The sequence below is a fragment of the Roseburia sp. OM02-15 genome (assembly GCF_003481835.1).
Lineage (GTDB): Bacteria > Bacillota > Clostridia > Lachnospirales > Lachnospiraceae > Eubacterium_I > Eubacterium_I ramulus_A.
In genome coordinates this window covers 62,721-78,854 of record NZ_QULX01000015.1, presented here as the reverse complement: position 1 = coordinate 78,854, position 16,134 = coordinate 62,721, and the positions used below count along the sequence as shown (strand labels likewise).

Sequence of the window (16,134 nt, the reverse complement as noted above, 5' to 3'; positions counted from 1 at the left end):
CCTCTGTGCGGGCTACTTTTATATCAAGAGTTCTCCAAAGGAGAACTTTCCTATAAAGTAAAAAATCCCCGGCAGGATTTTTACGTCCTGCCGGGGATCCACTCAGGGAGAGTTCATTTATTTCAGATATTATGATCTGATTTTAACCTTCAATAGAGATGAATTTGTTTTTCTCTTCTACCGCTTTCTGCTCCTTTTTCGGAACAGTGAAGCTTAAGATACCATTTTCATATTTCGGATGGATATCCTCAACGTCAACGTGCTCACCAACATAGAAGCTTCTGCTCATGCCGCCTGCATAACGCTCACGTCTTACATATTTTTTCTCCTTGTTCTCCTCGTCTTTGTCAAGACCTTTTGCTGCGCTGACGGTTAATGTACCGTTTTCCAGTTTCATTGTGATCTCGTCTTTCTTGAAGCCCGGGAGATCGATATCTACTTCATATCCGTTCTCGGTATCTTTGACATCTGTCTTCATCAGATTCTTTGCATGTTTTCCATACAAAGCTTTCTCAATATTTGCACTGTCTGTAAAATCCGGAAATGCAAAGTCGTTCATAAAATCATCAAATAAGTTTTCTCCAAAAATTCTAGGCATCATCATAAGTCATTACTCCTTTCAGTAATTAAATATATTTTCTGCACATTCGGAGAATCCGAAGTGTTGATTGCTTGAGCAATTGGATTTGAGATCCTTGGAACTTTTCTTCATTCCTTTTATCTCTCTTCCTTTGTTCTAGTTGTACTATATCACTTATTATTAGCCACGTCAAGCCTTGAGTGCTAAAAAACTATGAAAATTTTGTGAACTTTTTGGAATTATTCATCCATATACAATTCTTTTATGATTTTTTCAAATTTAATGCATGCCGAATTTCTTAATTTCTTCCATGCAATCAAATGATAAATATTGGCAACCTCATCTTCTATCGGAAATGTAACAATATTCGGATAATAAAATGCAGTTTCAAGCGCGGCTGGCAAAATCGAAATTCCAATTCCTGCATTTATCGATAATGGTACCAATTCCACACGATTATAATAATTTACAATATTCGGTTCAAATTCCTTGTTGTGACAGATTTCTTTTACCTGTGCAGACAACACCGTATCACTTGGATTCACGGAAACAAACGGATGACAGCTAATGGTACTCCAATCATTCAAATCTATGGTTTCTGCAATATTCTTATTCACAAACAATTTTAACTCTGTATGTTTTGTAATAACACTGCTATACCCTTTTGCCCCGGCAAACATTTTATTTGCCCCAAAATAAAAATCATATTCATCATCCACAAATGCCTTAATAAACGAATATCCCTCCATCTGATCTATCACAACCTGAAGTTGCGGATATTCATCCGATAAAATACTGATGCAGTTACTCAATTCTTCACTGAGTGTCGGAATCGCGGCAATTTTTATAAATCCGGTCCGCCCATGCCCATATTTTGAAATAATGTTCCGGACACGATATTCCATATTTACAATATTCATCGCATAATGCAAAAACATAATTCCTTCTTCTGTAAGAGAAACGGTATGCCCTTCCCGATAAAGCAGAGATGCCCCCAGTTCTTCTTCCAACATTTTTATTTTATGGCTTACTGCCGGCTGCGTAAGATAGTATTTTTTAGCTGTCTGTGAAAAATTTAAGGTGTGTGCCACTGAAATAAATAATTCAAGCTGTCTTGTATCCATTCAAATATCCCCCATAAACAAAATGATTTCTAAGATAGATTATACCATGAACAAAAGCAGTTCATGATCGACATTCGCCGTACGTCAATCATGCCAACATGTTGACTCTCTTGCGCTCATTATATCCTAGAAATCATTTCTTCTAAACATTATTTTGCCGGATTTTCGACAAACACTTCAATTAAATATGGTTTATCCAGAAACATTCCGTATTTAACAGCAGCTTCTATTTCTTCCGGTTCATAAATCTGAACCCCTTCTACTCCCATTGATTCTGCCATCTGTTTAAAATTCAAGCGTGGATGATCTATTTCCATACCGACATGTCTCTCATTTAACAGATAGTCACCCAGAATGCGCTTTCTCACATTTTTGACCTGTCTGTATGTTCCATTATTTGTAATGATCATTGTAACCGGAATATTATAATGCGCCGCAGTCCAAAATGTCTGCATGGACCACGCTGCACTTCCATCACCCGAAACAAGAATTACATTTTTCTCCGGATATGCCATTTTCACACCCAATGCTCCCGGCAATCCAAATCCAATACTTCCGCCATTTCGCGGTCTGTAGAAAGAAGTTTCATCTCCTAACGGAACAATCTTTCTTAATAATGCAGAAGATGACCAGCTGTCATCAACAATGCAGACAGATTCATTTACTGCATTTTTTATCGCATTCATCAATGCAGAAACTGCAATTGGTTTGTTGTCTTTTTCAGAGTCAATGCGACAATTCAATGCAGTGGTTTCTGCCTCTTTCTCTTTTTTTATAATTTCTGTTCGCAAAGCTGCCTTTTCCTGAAGATCTTTTTTTGATTGTAATGCAAGATTCAGCTCCGCTAAAATCTCTTTTATATCTCCCTGAATTCCGCAGTCTACCGGGAAATTTTTTCCTATTTCCCAGGGATCTTCATCAATCTGGATGAATATATTCTCCTTTAACGGCATTACTATATCTGACGGAAATGCGTCATTAAACATCTGGCATCCGATTCCAACCACAACATCCGCTTTTTGCAATACGGCTTTCATTTCCGGTGAAGTAGAATCGATATCTCCTTGATACAATGGATGGTTCACTGGGAAATTGACATCTCCCATCCAGATCTGATATACGGCAGCACCGATTTTTTCTGCAAATTCAACCGTTTCTTTCAATGCTCTTGATCTGGCAACCCCTTCCTGGACAAACATAACCGGATGTTCTGCTTTTTCAAGTAATTCACATGCATACATTATCATTTCCTGGCTTCCTCTGCCCGCTTTATAGTCCAATTTTGGAAGCGGTTTTGCCTCATATTCCAATTCCTGCGTCATCAGATCGTATGGAATAGAAACCACCACCGGTCCCATTGGTTTCTGCATTGCCATTTTAAATGCTCTGTGCATTGCGATCGGGATTTCCTCAGCTGTATGTATCTCTGTTGCCCATTTTGCAATCGGTTTTGCCATGCCAACGATATCTCCTGATAACTGTGGATCTTTTCCAAGAAGTGAAGTGGTATTCTGACCAACAGTGATAACAAGAGGTACTTTTCCGTATTTGCAGTTCAATAAAAGCGGCATTGCAGCTGCCATTCCTGGACCGGTATGCAGATTTAACACTGCCGGTTTATTCTTTGCCCTTGCATATCCTTCTGCCGCACCTACGCAGACCATTTCATTTAATCCGAGTATATATTGGATTTCCGGCGTGGCTTCTATGCCTTCCATAAAATGGATCTCTGTAGCTCCCGGAATTCCAAACACATACTCCACCTGATATTCTTTTAAAATATCCATCATAACTTCATTTCCAAGCTTCCGCGCCATATTAATCTCCTTTTCATTTTCAGGGTGTATATGAAAAATATACACCCTGACTGCGATTAGTTATTACCTTTTATTATATTTCAGCATATTACCGTAACATCACAACCTGCTGTTCGTAACTTTTCCATGAACTCTGCACGGATTTTGATCCTTCGATCCACATTGCTGTATCCGGATATTTACTATACTCTACCGGAAGGATCATTCCTCTCAAAAATGCCGCCGGCTTGTCACCATATGTAGTAGATACAATCGGATAAGAGCCTTCCTCATACCAGCAGTCTCCATGTTTTTCACTGTCAGAAGATTCACCAATTGCCCCTCTGACATGTAAATTTCCTTCCAGCAGACACCGAATACCAGAACCCGGATGAGAATGTAAACCGGTTGAGCCAAGATTGTCATAAATACAATCCAGTCTGAATAACCAATTTGTTCTCGGTGACAGGTCAAACATACGCACTCTGCGCTCAATTTTCAAAATACTCGTGATGTCCTGTCCTTTCAGGAATGCATTCGGCTCAGCAGTCCGTGTGAGTTCAAATCTCCAGATCACAGCATCTTCACACTCTGCTTTTATCAGTCCAAGATCTGCAAAATATCTGGCATGATCTGCCTCAATTTTCTCTCCATTTAACGTAACAGATCCACTTACCACATAAACAATCGAATGCTGTGATTTAACCTGTTCAGATACAGCTCCTCTTAAAATTTTATCTTCATATAATCTCAGTGAATACATCCTTGTTTCTCCTTCCTAATTTCATCTATTTTTTATACTCCGAGTACAAGATTTCCTAACGGGTACATTAACAATGCAAGTACCACACAACTGATCACAGTCATTACAAGTCCGTTTAAAAATACTTTTTTTCCTTCACACCATTCATCCGAATAAGCAATTCCAATCGGTACAAATGCCGGTGGAATCGTGTATGCCAGATTTGCTCCAATGCAAATTGCTACAACAAATAAAAATGGATTTATTCCGGCATCAAGTGCGATTGGAACGGTTACTGATACAAGAATAATACCTACCGGAATATTATTAGCAATATTAGTAATGATACAACTTAATACTGCAATCAGTCCCACAAGGATAAATGCACTCTTTCCTGCCGTCAACGGTACAATTACAGATGCGATAAATGCACCGATACCCGTTGTTTCTTCTCCCATTGCACCTGCGATCATCAAAATGCCTGCAAGAAATACGATGGAAAGCCAGTCCACTTTTTTGAAAGCTGACTTCAGATCCAGAATCGGTTCTCCATCAATTCTGAAAATAGCAAGAAATACGATAGCAAAGAACAATGGTGTTGTCGCTGTCAATCTGTCAAGCAAAAGAAATGCTGCTGATTCAGGTGCCAGGAAAGATAAAAATCCCGGAACAAGCCAGAAAACTAATACGATCAGGCTTACTACAGCTACAATTTTTTCTTTTTTCTCCATTTTACCCGGACATTTACTCTCTAATAAAGAAAAATCTACCGTATCAAAATGCGAAATATCCGGTTTAACCACAAATCGGAACCAAAGTAACATTCCAATCCAGATAATCAATCCGATTGGAATTCCAATCAGCATATACCCCAATATATTTGCCGGTTGCCCTGTGATTCCAGAATATACTCCCATAAATAAAATACTTGAAGTGTGGCAGATTGGTGTCATCGCAAATGCCAGAATAACAGTAAAGGTAATTGCTATAACCATGTATTTTGGCCATTTATCACCTTTTTTAAATCCAAGCATATCAAAGATTTCATGAACGATACCAAGCATAAAGAACTCTGCTGCAACACAATCCATAAATAAGGAAATAACCATTGTTGCTGCCAGGATCATAAAACTGAACATCCACGCATTTGTTCTGGCAGATTTGCTGGTAATGAATTTCATTACAATTCTTTTTATGATTCCAGATTCTTCCAACGCTACACAAAGGATCAGACATCCCAGTGCAAACACCACGATCCAGTTTCCAAAGGACTGAGCTCCTGCCTCATAAATACCATTGATCTGCCATGAATTCGGATATATTTCTTTCGCCCGCAGACCAAACAGTATGATTGCAAGAAATGTCGGCCACATCATGTCAACAAAAGACCACAGAAAAATCAGTCCAAGCAGTTGACCAATAACCATCATACCCGCAGAAGTAATCGGGGCAGGAGCCGGAATCAAAGGGAAAAGAATCATTATCAGGATTCCTATTAGAGATTTCACGTAATATGACCAACTATGTTTCTTCTGAATACCTTCCATTTGTTTACCCTCTCTACTATAAGTTTTTAAAGTGTGTATTCTGTTTATTCAGTTATTTAAAAGATATATCTTTGTTGTATTTATTTTATCATTCAGGTTATTAATAGTAAAATTGCGTTTTTATTCACTTCGATAAAAAACTTTTATTGAGAATTTTTTTTAAAAAAAGACGTAAGCCATATTTCTGTGACTCACGCCTTTTTCAATTTCAATTTTCTACTCAAATATTAACCAGTTGTCTATCCATTTTCTATTTTAGACAGCTCCAATCAGCAATCCGATCAGATGTACGATTAATGCCGCAATCCATGCGATCACACACTGCCAGATGACCACGCCAACTGCCCATTTTGCTCCAAGCTCCCGCTTAATGGATGCGACAGCTGCAACGCACGGTGTATACAACAAACTGAACACCAGAATGGATGCTGCTGTCAGAGAAGAAATCATAGTTCCTATACTTCCGCCAAACAGTACTTCTAAGGTGGATACGACGCTTTCTTTTGCAATAAATCCGCTGATCAGGGAAGTACAGATCCGCCAGTCTCCCATGCCAAGTGGGCGAAAAATCGGCACCAAAATGCCGGAAATTGCAGCAAGAATACTGTCGGCAGAATCTGTGACCATATTCATATGCAGATCAAAACTCTGCAGGAACCATACCACGATCGTTGCAATAAAAATCACGGAAAAAGCACGCTGCAGGAAATCTTTTGCTTTTTCCCACAAAAGCTGTGCCACGTTTTTCGCTCCCGGCAGACGATAATTCGGCAGTTCCATAACAAATGGAACCGGTTCTCCTTTGAATAAGGTTCCTTTATAAAGGAACGCAATTAAAATCCCGACGCCAATACCAAGCAGATACAGCCCAGTCATGATGAGTCCGCCTTTTTTCGGAAAAAATGCACTGACAAAGAACGAATAAATCGGTAGTTTTGCCGTACAGCTCATAAATGGTGTCAGCAAAATCGTCATTTTTCGATCCCGCTCACTAGTCAGCGTACGCGTTGCCATAACCGCCGGAACCGTGCATCCAAATCCGATCAGCATCGGTACGATACTTCGACCGGAAAGTCCGATTTTTCGCAGCAGTTTATCCATAACGAAAGCGACTCTGGCAATGTAACCGCTGTCTTCCATCAGAGACAGGAAAAAGAACAGTGTCACGATGATCGGCAGGAAACTTAAAACGCTTCCCACTCCGGTAAAAATTCCATCAATCACAAGGCTGTGCATAGCGCTGTTTACATGTGTGGCTGCCATCGCAGCATCCACAATGGCCGACAATTTATCAATCCCAATTTCAAGCAGTGTCTGTAAACCAGCTCCGATCACATTGAATGTCAGATAAAATACAAGTGCCATGATTCCAATAAAACATGGAATTGCCGTATATTTTCCAGTCAGAATCCGGTCGATTTTCTCACTGCGGATGCGTTCTTTGCTCTCCTTTGGTTTTACAACGGTCTGCTCACACAGACGCTCGATAAAGTCAAAACGCATATCGGCTATCGCAGCGCTTCGATCAACCTCACGCTCCGTCTCCATCTGCTGTACAATATGCTCCAGCATTTCCCGCTCATTCTGATCCAGTTCCAGCTGTTCCAGGATCAATGGATCACCCTCGATTGCTTTCGTTGCCGCAAACCGCACCGGAATGGCTGCTGCCTGCGCATGATCCTCGATCAGATGAATGACTGCATGGATACAGCGGTGTACCGAACCGTTATGATCCGTCTTATCACAAAAATCCTGCCGCAATGGACGTTCCTGATATTTTGCAATATGCAGCGCATGGGTGATCAGCTCATCCACGCCCTGATTTTTAGCCGCCGAAATGGGAATCACCGGAACACCAAGCAGTGCTTCCATTCCGTTGACATCAATGGAGCCCTGATTACCAAGCACCTCATCCATCATATTCAATGCCACAACCATAGGAATATCCATCTCAAGCAGCTGCATCGTCAGATACAGATTTCGTTCAATATTTGTCGCATCCAGAATGTTGATAATTGCTTTTGGTTTCTCATTTAACACAAAATTTCTGGATACGATTTCTTCACTGCTGTAAGGAGACATAGAATAAATGCCCGGCAAATCCGTTACATCCGTCTCCGGGTGACCCTTGATGGAACCATCTTTTCGGTCAACGGTAACACCAGGGAAATTTCCAACATGCTGGTTAGAACCCGTCAGCTGATTAAATAATGTTGTCTTGCCACAGTTCTGATTACCAACTAATGCATACGTCAGTTTTGTACCTTCCGGCAGTGGATGTTCATCTTTTTTCGAATGAAACTTTCCTGTCTCGCCAATTCCCGGATGTTCAGAACCAAGTTCTTTTACCGTACGCTTATGTTCGTTGCTTCGTTTTCCGATCGGATCAATCTCAATCTGATCCGCTTCCGCCAGACGCAGCGTCAGCTCATAACCGTGAATCTGTAGTTCCATCGGATCTCCCATCGGTGCAAACTTGACTACAGTTACTTCTGCCCCCGGAATCATTCCCATATCTAAAAAGTGCTGACGCAGGGCACCTTCGCCGCCTACGGTCTTGATCACTGCACTCTTACCAATTTCCAATTCTTTTAATGTCATAATGTTTTATTTTCCTCTTATGTATTTTCACACGATAGTTCGCATGTTGTTTTTTGATAAATCTTTTTCATTATAACACTTTTTTGATATTTTTTAATCATTAAAAGCGAAGATATGCAAAAAAGGCAGAATGTAATATTTTTTATACCACATCCTGCCTTCGTTTTAGCAATCCCACCGATATTTTTTCCGTTTTCATATCATTTTTCTCTATTTTCTGCACAGTTTCAAAATTCTTGGTCGATTATACCGCTGCATAATAGCAAATAAAAGATCCATTAATGCTGACAATACTGATGTGATTAAAAACACCCAGAATGCACCAAATGCCGGAACTGTAAACAATGGAAGAAAACTGAATATCACGATCACTTCATGGCTTACTTCCGCCTGACACATAGCTCCTGCAATTTCTTCCGGTGTATGTAATCTCAGGTCAAAATAGCTCGGCTCATAAGTCGGCATCTTATTTTTCCATTGCTTTACATGTAGCTTCCGGTATAATTTTTTTTCCCACTTTTTCTGCTGATACCATTTTCGAGACAGATTTGCCCGATTGTGCATAGTATGACTGAAAACCCCCGCAACTGTATAACGCATGACAAAATGATAGCTGATCGTTCCTGCCGTGATAGCCAGTGACAGCAGCACACCGTTTTCCGTTATCCTGTATAAAATTGTAAATACGATTGTTGCCAAAACAGCAAATACCATTGTGGATTTCATTGCTTTTTTCACAGTGATCGTTTCCTTTAATTTTCTATTATTTTTCTGCAGTAAAGCGGACATTTGCAATCCACTTTTGCTACTTACTCATGAACGCAGCCTCTTTACTACCTTCGTTTATACTATCACGCAAAAAGTTTCCCCGCAAGTTCTACATGCCCTTCACCTTCCATCATTTTTTTCTCACAGATGTGGCGATCAGCTGGCACGCAGCGCCGGCGTGAATGAAAAATCCATATACTTCACTATGTAGATAGAAAAATCCGGCAATTTTTTCTCAGGGAGCGATTGCTAGCGACCGAGACAAAATTGCCGGATTTCTCTTCATAAAAGTATATTTTTTATCTACACAAGCAAGTTTTACTCCTGGATATAAGCCACAGACTCCTCACTTGCTCCAACTTTCAGTGCTGCAATATAACCCGTTCTGGTACACTGATCTACCTTACCCGGGTGAATTGCATCACCGATCACATACACACTTGCATCTCCGGCCGCTTCTTTCAACGCACTGTAATCCACAGATTTCATACCAAGTGCATACAATATAGTATCTGCCTCAAGTTCCTGAACACCATCTGCATTTTCAATCTTTACGCTGTTCGGTGTGATCTCCAGACATTTTGTTTTTGGAAGCATGGTCATATTGTTTTTCTCCATCTCCCATACCAGAGCCTCACGGTACATACCGAAGGACTCATTTGCCACACGGTCAAGCATCTCTACTACAGTTACTTCATGACCTGTTTTCTGCAGGTAAAGACCTGTCTCGCAGCCAACCAGACCACCACCGATCATGACAACTTTTTTGCCCGGCTCACAGGTTCCATCGTATACAGACATTGCCTGATGTGCATGTTCAATACCGTTAATTGGCGGGCATGCCGGAACAGAACCGGTTGCAAGGATTACCGCATCCGGTGCAAATTCTTTGATGAATTCTGGTGTCACTTCTGTATTCATAAGGATTTCCACGTCATGACGTTTTACCTCACGAATCATCATATCTTTGAAATTACGAAGATCCGGTTTGTCGATATCTACGTCTGTGAAATACAGAAGTCCGCCAAGTTTGTCTGATTTCTCAGCCAGTGTTACTTTATGTCCACGGTCTGCTGCTGTGATTGCTGCCTGAATACCTGCAATACCACCACCTACGATCAGCACTTTCTGCGGACCTTTCTCAGCTGGCGGAAGCTGCTCAACATCAAACGGTAAATGAGCGGTTGGATTGATGGTACAATGTCCTACGTAAACTGCAAGCTGCTCACTGGTAAACGGAAGATCATCATAACCTTCCTCCGGAGATCCCGGGAAACATTTATAACATCTTAAGCAACGGCGGATCTGTGCCTCGTCGCCATCCATACATTTCTGTGTAAAATCCGGATCTGCCAGCATCTGACGTCCGAAAATTGCAAAGTCGATCTTGCCATCTGCGATTGCCTGATCTACCTGCTCCGGAGAGTTGATACCGCCAACAGCTCCAACCGGCAGAGAAGTATATTTTTTAATAATGGAAGCCGGTTCAATGTTCAGTCCGTGCTCATGGAACATACTGGACTCTGTACCGGATTTTACGGATTCCTCATAAATACCACAGGTAACATGTACGGATGTAATATACTGCTCTACCATCTGAATGAATCTTCCGGTCTCCTCCGGTGTGATTCCACCCGGCTGATGATCCGTTCCATCAATACGAAGCTCGATCAGGAAATCAGGTCCAACTGCTTCACGAATGGATTTGCAGATCTGAATCGGGAATTTTGCACGGTTCTCCAGAGATCCGCCATACTCATCAGTACGGGTATTCATCAATGGGGAAAGGTACTGTGTAAAAATAAATCCATGTCCGCCATGAATCAGAATTCCGTCAAATCCTGCTTTCTGCATATAAGTAGCTGCTACCGCAAAATCATTTGCGATACGATCCATATCGTCTTTTGTCATTGCACGAACCGGAACTCCGGCAGAGTTTGTACAGGCCACCGGTCCGATTGCTTCCTGCTGATCGTTGAACGGAACTTTTTCTTTTCCGCAGTGAACCAGCTCAGCCAGTGCGATACAGTCATGCTTTTTGATACGGTCTGCATATGTTTTTACCGCATTGAATGTCTCCATATCTTCTTCCGGTTTTGCAAAATCAAATGGTTTGAATCCCGGGATACGTACTGCGTCACGGAAGTTGACATCTGTCTCACCAAGAATAACGCAGGCATTTCCGCCTTTTGCAGGTCCTTCCAGTTTTCGATAGGAAACCTCTGCTGCCACCGGGTTCTGTGCCACAAGTGCAAATGCCATCGGCGCACTTACGATACGGTTTTTGTAAACTTTGTTGCCGACTTTCATCGGGCTTAATAAATGTGTGAATGCCATTTTTTTCTTCTCCTAACCTGAGTAAATTTTATGTTGTAACCGAATATATTTTATATCCGATTTGATATAGCTTTGTCATACCTGCCAAAAACAGGATTTCATACATAAATGGATCCTTTTACAGAATATCTGAATCCGCGAATTAGTCTAACTCCGGGAATTTCAGTTCTTTGTATTTTGGCAGTTTTGCCGCAACTTCTTCCCGTTTCTTCGGATCCATGAAAAATCCCCCCTGTGTCTCCGCAATCTCATCACAGTGAACACCGCGGCCTTCCTCCGTAGTGCGATCACGCTCCAGTCCGTTTGCCGCAATGACAAATTTCCATTTTCCGTCCGGAGTACGCTCCAGATCACCGCCTGCGCCACATACAGTACACTCAATCGGATACTGCAGACCTTTCCACTGCGGCTCACCCAGACACAGTGAATTGCTGTGACAGTTCGGGCACCATCCATAATCCGGATCTCCCAGCCATTTCCGTTCTTCCGGTTTTGTGTTCAGCGCTTCCATGACATTCTTGCCAATCTCTCTTGCCCGGGCAATTTTTTCATCATATAACAGAACCTGTCCAGGAGCTGGAACCTGCGTGGCCATATACATATCCACGATCTTAAAACTGTTTGTAAATGTAGTTGCCTGCATGCACTCCAGCGCCATAGACTGCCAGGAACGGGTAGAACCGCCCACTGCGATCAGCGCCCCCACACGATCTCTCGGCTCAATTGCTCCGATTTTTGTTAAAAATGCTGATTCGTATGCCAGATTTCTGTGCATAAATTTCAAAAATAAAGATGACGGCATGAGATCATATGTCGGTGCGGAAAAAATAACTGCATCCTGGTTCAACATCACATCCATAATCTTCTTTTTGTCATCCGCATTATCCAGGGAACATCCGGTATATTTTCCCATGGACATTCCCATCGTACAGGATGTACAACCATTACAATCAATGATGTTGTAATCCTTTAAATTGATCATTCTGACCTCTGCCCCCATCTCCTGACAGACAAGCAGTGCTTCTTTTAATAAAATTTCTGAATTACTGTTTTTTCTTCCTGCAGTAACTCCCATAACCTGAAACGCCATACCAACTTTACCTCCTCTGTTTTTGTACGAAAATCAGGCACTTTGGTAGGGAAATGCCTGACATTTTTCCTGCATGATTTTCGTTTACACCTAACCTCTTTTGTGTTACATTGATTGTAACATGAAGATTTTTATTTGTGAAATTCATATATTTTTGTATTATTGATAATTTTTTTTTATAACTGATAACAAATGTGGCTCTCATGTTTTCATATGTAAGAAATAACAAGCTTGCATTTTTAGTAATTACACCATCAAACCGGAGGTACTTATGGATCAGAAACAACTGTCCTATTTCATTGCCGTAGCCAAATACCGTAACTTTTCCCGGGCGGCTCAGGATTTTTATCTGACACAACCCGCCATCAGCCACCAGATAAAAATGTTGGAAAAGGAACTGGATACGGAGCTTTTTGTCCGAAACACTAGAAAAGTGACCTTAACAGATAGCGGCGAACTCTTTCTCGAAGATGCAAAAATCATTCTGGATGCTATGGAACATGCAAAGCAAAAAGTGACTCTGGCAAAAGAACAACCTTCCGTACTACGCATCAGCCATCTGTCCGCGCCGACACATCAGTTTTTACCAGATGCCGTAAATCAATTCCACATTCGCTATCCGCATGTAAAGATCAAGCTGATACGACAGGACGCTTTACAGATTTCAGAATCCGCCGCTCGGCAGGATGCAGATATTTATTTTTCTATGATGCCGGATTTGCAGCAAATTGCCTCGCTGGATGTCAAAAAAATCCAGTCGGATTCCTTCTGTCTGGTTACTCGGAAAGATCATCCGGCGCTTCAGAAAATGATTCTGGATTATGACAAACTGGCCAGCGAACCTTTTCTGGTTTTCCATCCGGAACATGCCAGATACATGAACCAGCGCATCATGGAACTGTGTGCACAGATTGGATTTCATCCCCGCATCACGGAACAATTTGACTTGTACGAAAATCTGCTTCAGGCAATAGAAGCCGGCACAGGCATCTCAATCCTGCCTTATCGCAGCCGCAGTTATATGCATGCAAACAATCTGGCATTCACTTTACTAGATGGAAGCAATGATACACTTAATCTGGCCATTGCCTGGAAGCACAAAATAACCAATCCGGCGGTGCCACTGTTTCTGGAAGTTTTTCGGGAATATATGCAAGAACACCCAGAACATTTTTAAACATATGCTACATTCGATTATTATTTGGATATTAATTGCAATATACACGTTTTTTACCTAGGAGGTTTTCAATATGAATACAGGACGAAAAATAATGAACGTCGCCGTTGTCGGCTGCGGCGCGATCAGTGATATTTATCTGGAAAATATGATTTACCGCTTTGACAATTTGAATGTCATTGCCTGCTGCGCAAACCATCTGGAACATGCAAAAGAAAAAGCCGAAAAATATGGCATTCTGGCTTGTACTTACGAAGAAATTCTGGCAGATCCATCCATTGATATGGTTGTCATTCTGACCCCCGCACCAACTCATGAAGTTCTGATTCGTCAGGCTCTGGAAGTCGGAAAACATGTATATACGGAAAAGACCATGACTTTATCTGCAAAAACTGCCAATGCATTGCAGGAACTGGCTCTTGCCCAAAATCTTTTTCTCGGCTCCGCACCGGATACTTTTCTGGGGGCAGCTTTACAGACTGCCAAAAAAGCAATTGATAACGGTCTGATCGGAGAAGTGACTTCTTTTGATATCTGCGCAAACCGGGATCTGGATTATCTTGCCGGGTTGTCACAGTTTCTGTGTATGCCGGGCGGTGGTATCTGTTATGACTACAGTGTATATCATCTGACAGCATTGATCAGTTTACTCGGTCCGGTGGATTCAGTGTCTGCAATCGTTCGAAATCTTGCACCGGAAAGAATCAACACATTTCCAGATAGTCCCACTTATGGGAAACCGATTTCCTATCCAAACGAAAGTCAGGTCTTCTCTATTTTAAAACTGGAAAACGGAATTGCCGGAACGCTATCCATCAACGGTGACAGTACCATTCAGGATCAGGCACATTTTATGATTTATGGGAAAAAGGGAATACTGAAACTGACCGATCCCAATACCTTTGGTGGGAATGTAATCTATCTGCCTGCACAAAAGGATTTTGAAGATCATCCGACTCCACAGATTCTGAACTATGGCTTTTCCTATGGTGAAAACAGTCGTGGGCTTGGTCCTTCTGAAATGGCAGATGCGATTTTTGAAAAACGCGAAAATCGTGCAAATGCAGAACTTGCCGTGCATGTGCTGGATGTGATTGATCATATGGTGGAAAGCAGCGAAAAAGGTGCTTTTGTACAGGTAACTTCTACCTGTAAACGACCGGAACCAATGCCTAGCTACGTAAGGAGGAATTTATTTTGAAATTTGAACCAAAAAAAGACTTCAAACGACTGATTGTCGTGTGCCTCGCCTCTGTGCTGATGGCTTTAAATATCAAGTCCTTTGTCCGCACCGGCGGTCTGTATCCGGGCGGAGCTACCGGACTTTCCCTGCTGATCCAGCGTGGTGCGCAGATGTACCTTGGGCTGGCGCTGCCTTATACCGTGATCAACGTAATTTTGAATGCGATTCCAATCTATATTGGTTTCCGTTTTATCGGTAAAAAATTTACGCTGTATTCCTGTCTGTGTATTGTGCTGACCAGTGTACTTACCGACGTGATTCCGGGTATTGCCATTACTTCTGATGTGCTGTTGATCAGTATTTTCGGCGGTATTATTAACGGATTTGCCATCAGTCTCTGTCTGCTGATGGGTTCCACTACGGGCGGCACTGATTTCATTTCCATTTATCTGTCAGAGAAAAAAGGAATGGATGCCTTTAATATCATTCTCGGATTGAATGCAGTGATTCTGGTTGCTGCCGGATTTATGTTTGGATGGGACAAGGCTCTTTACTCCATTATTTTCCAGTTTGCATCTACCCAGGTGCTGCATGCGCTGTATAAAAAATATCAGCAGGAGACGTTTTTCATTGTTACCAATCAAGGGGAACAGGTTTATCAGGCGATTTCAAAAGCAACGAATCATGGGGCTACGATTCTGGATGGGGAAGGACCTTATGAGCATACGGAACGACAGGTTGTGTATTCTGTGGTTTCCAGTGCGGAGAGTAAAAAAGTGCGAAAGGCTGTCAAAGAAGCGGATCCGAATGCGTTTATTAATGTGTTGAAAACGGAGAGATTGTTTGGACACTTCTATTATAAACCGAATGATTGATATGTGACTCTTACGAGAGATTATGGTTATTGACTTACGGAAGATTATGAATGTGGCTCTTACGGGAAATTATTAATTTTCGAAAGGTAGTGAATATAACTCTAACGGTAGGTTATGAAAAGCGGCATCGGAATTCTTGTCTCTCCAGCTAACAATCGCTTGGCGAGAAAAGAGTTCCGATGCCGCTTATTTAGGTTTCGTGAATGTCTACACTTCCTGTATCTTACATGGAAAATATTTTTTCACGACACATATTTTTATTCCCAGCTCAGTATAGTTCTCTCATTCTGATATTGGAATACTCATTGCAAAAT

The 16,134-nt window shown here is 41.6% G+C and carries 12 protein-coding genes; 3 read left to right on the top strand and 9 right to left on the bottom strand.

Annotation, left to right across the window (positions count from 1 at the left end):
* Window positions 1–142: 142 nt before the first annotated feature.
* The 9 genes from DXB15_RS12965 to DXB15_RS12925 form a co-directional block, all read right to left on the bottom strand.
* A complete protein-coding gene (locus DXB15_RS12965; protein ID WP_118703188.1) occupies window positions 143–604 on the bottom strand; it encodes an Hsp20/alpha crystallin family protein in 462 nt (153 codons plus the stop codon).
* A gap of 215 nt (window positions 605–819) precedes the next feature.
* Window positions 820–1,704: a LysR family transcriptional regulator gene (locus DXB15_RS12960; RefSeq protein WP_118703187.1), complete on the bottom strand. Its 885-nt coding sequence runs from the start codon at window positions 1,702–1,704 to the stop codon at window positions 820–822.
* 149 nt (window positions 1,705–1,853) lie between these two features.
* Window positions 1,854–3,521 carry a thiamine pyrophosphate-binding protein gene (locus DXB15_RS12955; RefSeq protein WP_118703186.1) on the bottom strand — a complete coding sequence of 556 codons (1,668 nt, stop codon included), beginning with the start codon at window positions 3,519–3,521 and terminating at the stop codon, window positions 1,854–1,856.
* Between the two features lie 88 nt (window positions 3,522–3,609).
* Complete coding sequence (locus tag DXB15_RS12950) at window positions 3,610–4,263, bottom strand: hypothetical protein (protein ID WP_118703185.1); 654 nt, start codon at window positions 4,261–4,263, stop codon at window positions 3,610–3,612.
* A 32-nt stretch (window positions 4,264–4,295) separates the two neighbouring features.
* Window positions 4,296–5,723: an SLC13 family permease gene (locus DXB15_RS12945; protein WP_158582270.1), complete on the bottom strand. Its 1,428-nt coding sequence runs from the start codon at window positions 5,721–5,723 to the stop codon at window positions 4,296–4,298.
* Window positions 5,724–6,044: 321 nt separating this feature from the next.
* Entirely contained in the window at window positions 6,045–8,390 is a 2,346-nt protein-coding gene (feoB, locus tag DXB15_RS12940; RefSeq protein ID WP_118703183.1) for a ferrous iron transport protein B, read from the bottom strand.
* A gap of 210 nt (window positions 8,391–8,600) precedes the next feature.
* Window positions 8,601–9,128: a hypothetical protein gene (locus DXB15_RS12935; RefSeq protein ID WP_243115653.1), complete on the bottom strand. Its 528-nt coding sequence runs from the start codon at window positions 9,126–9,128 to the stop codon at window positions 8,601–8,603.
* Window positions 9,129–9,476: 348 nt separating this feature from the next.
* Window positions 9,477–11,495, bottom strand: a complete 2,019-nt coding sequence (locus DXB15_RS12930; RefSeq protein ID WP_118703182.1) for an oxidoreductase — start codon at window positions 11,493–11,495, stop codon at window positions 9,477–9,479.
* Window positions 11,496–11,637: 142 nt separating this feature from the next.
* Window positions 11,638–12,585, bottom strand: coding sequence for a flavodoxin family protein (locus DXB15_RS12925; protein WP_109216188.1), 948 nt, complete (start codon window positions 12,583–12,585; stop codon window positions 11,638–11,640).
* Window positions 12,586–12,856: 271 nt separating this feature from the next.
* Here DXB15_RS12925 and DXB15_RS12915 point away from each other — a divergent pair, with 271 nt between their 5' ends.
* From DXB15_RS12915 to DXB15_RS12905, 3 genes are all read left to right on the top strand, one after another.
* Window positions 12,857–13,762, top strand: coding sequence for a LysR family transcriptional regulator (locus DXB15_RS12915; protein ID WP_109216189.1), 906 nt, complete (start codon window positions 12,857–12,859; stop codon window positions 13,760–13,762).
* 73 nt (window positions 13,763–13,835) lie between these two features.
* Window positions 13,836–14,963 (top strand): Gfo/Idh/MocA family protein, encoded by a 1,128-nt coding sequence (locus DXB15_RS12910; protein ID WP_109216190.1) that lies wholly within the window; start codon window positions 13,836–13,838, stop codon window positions 14,961–14,963.
* Window positions 14,960–15,820, top strand: coding sequence for a YitT family protein (locus tag DXB15_RS12905; protein WP_118703180.1), 861 nt, complete (start codon window positions 14,960–14,962; stop codon window positions 15,818–15,820). The genes DXB15_RS12910 and DXB15_RS12905 overlap by 4 nt, the downstream gene beginning before the upstream one ends.
* The last annotated feature ends 314 nt before the right edge of the window (window positions 15,821–16,134 follow it).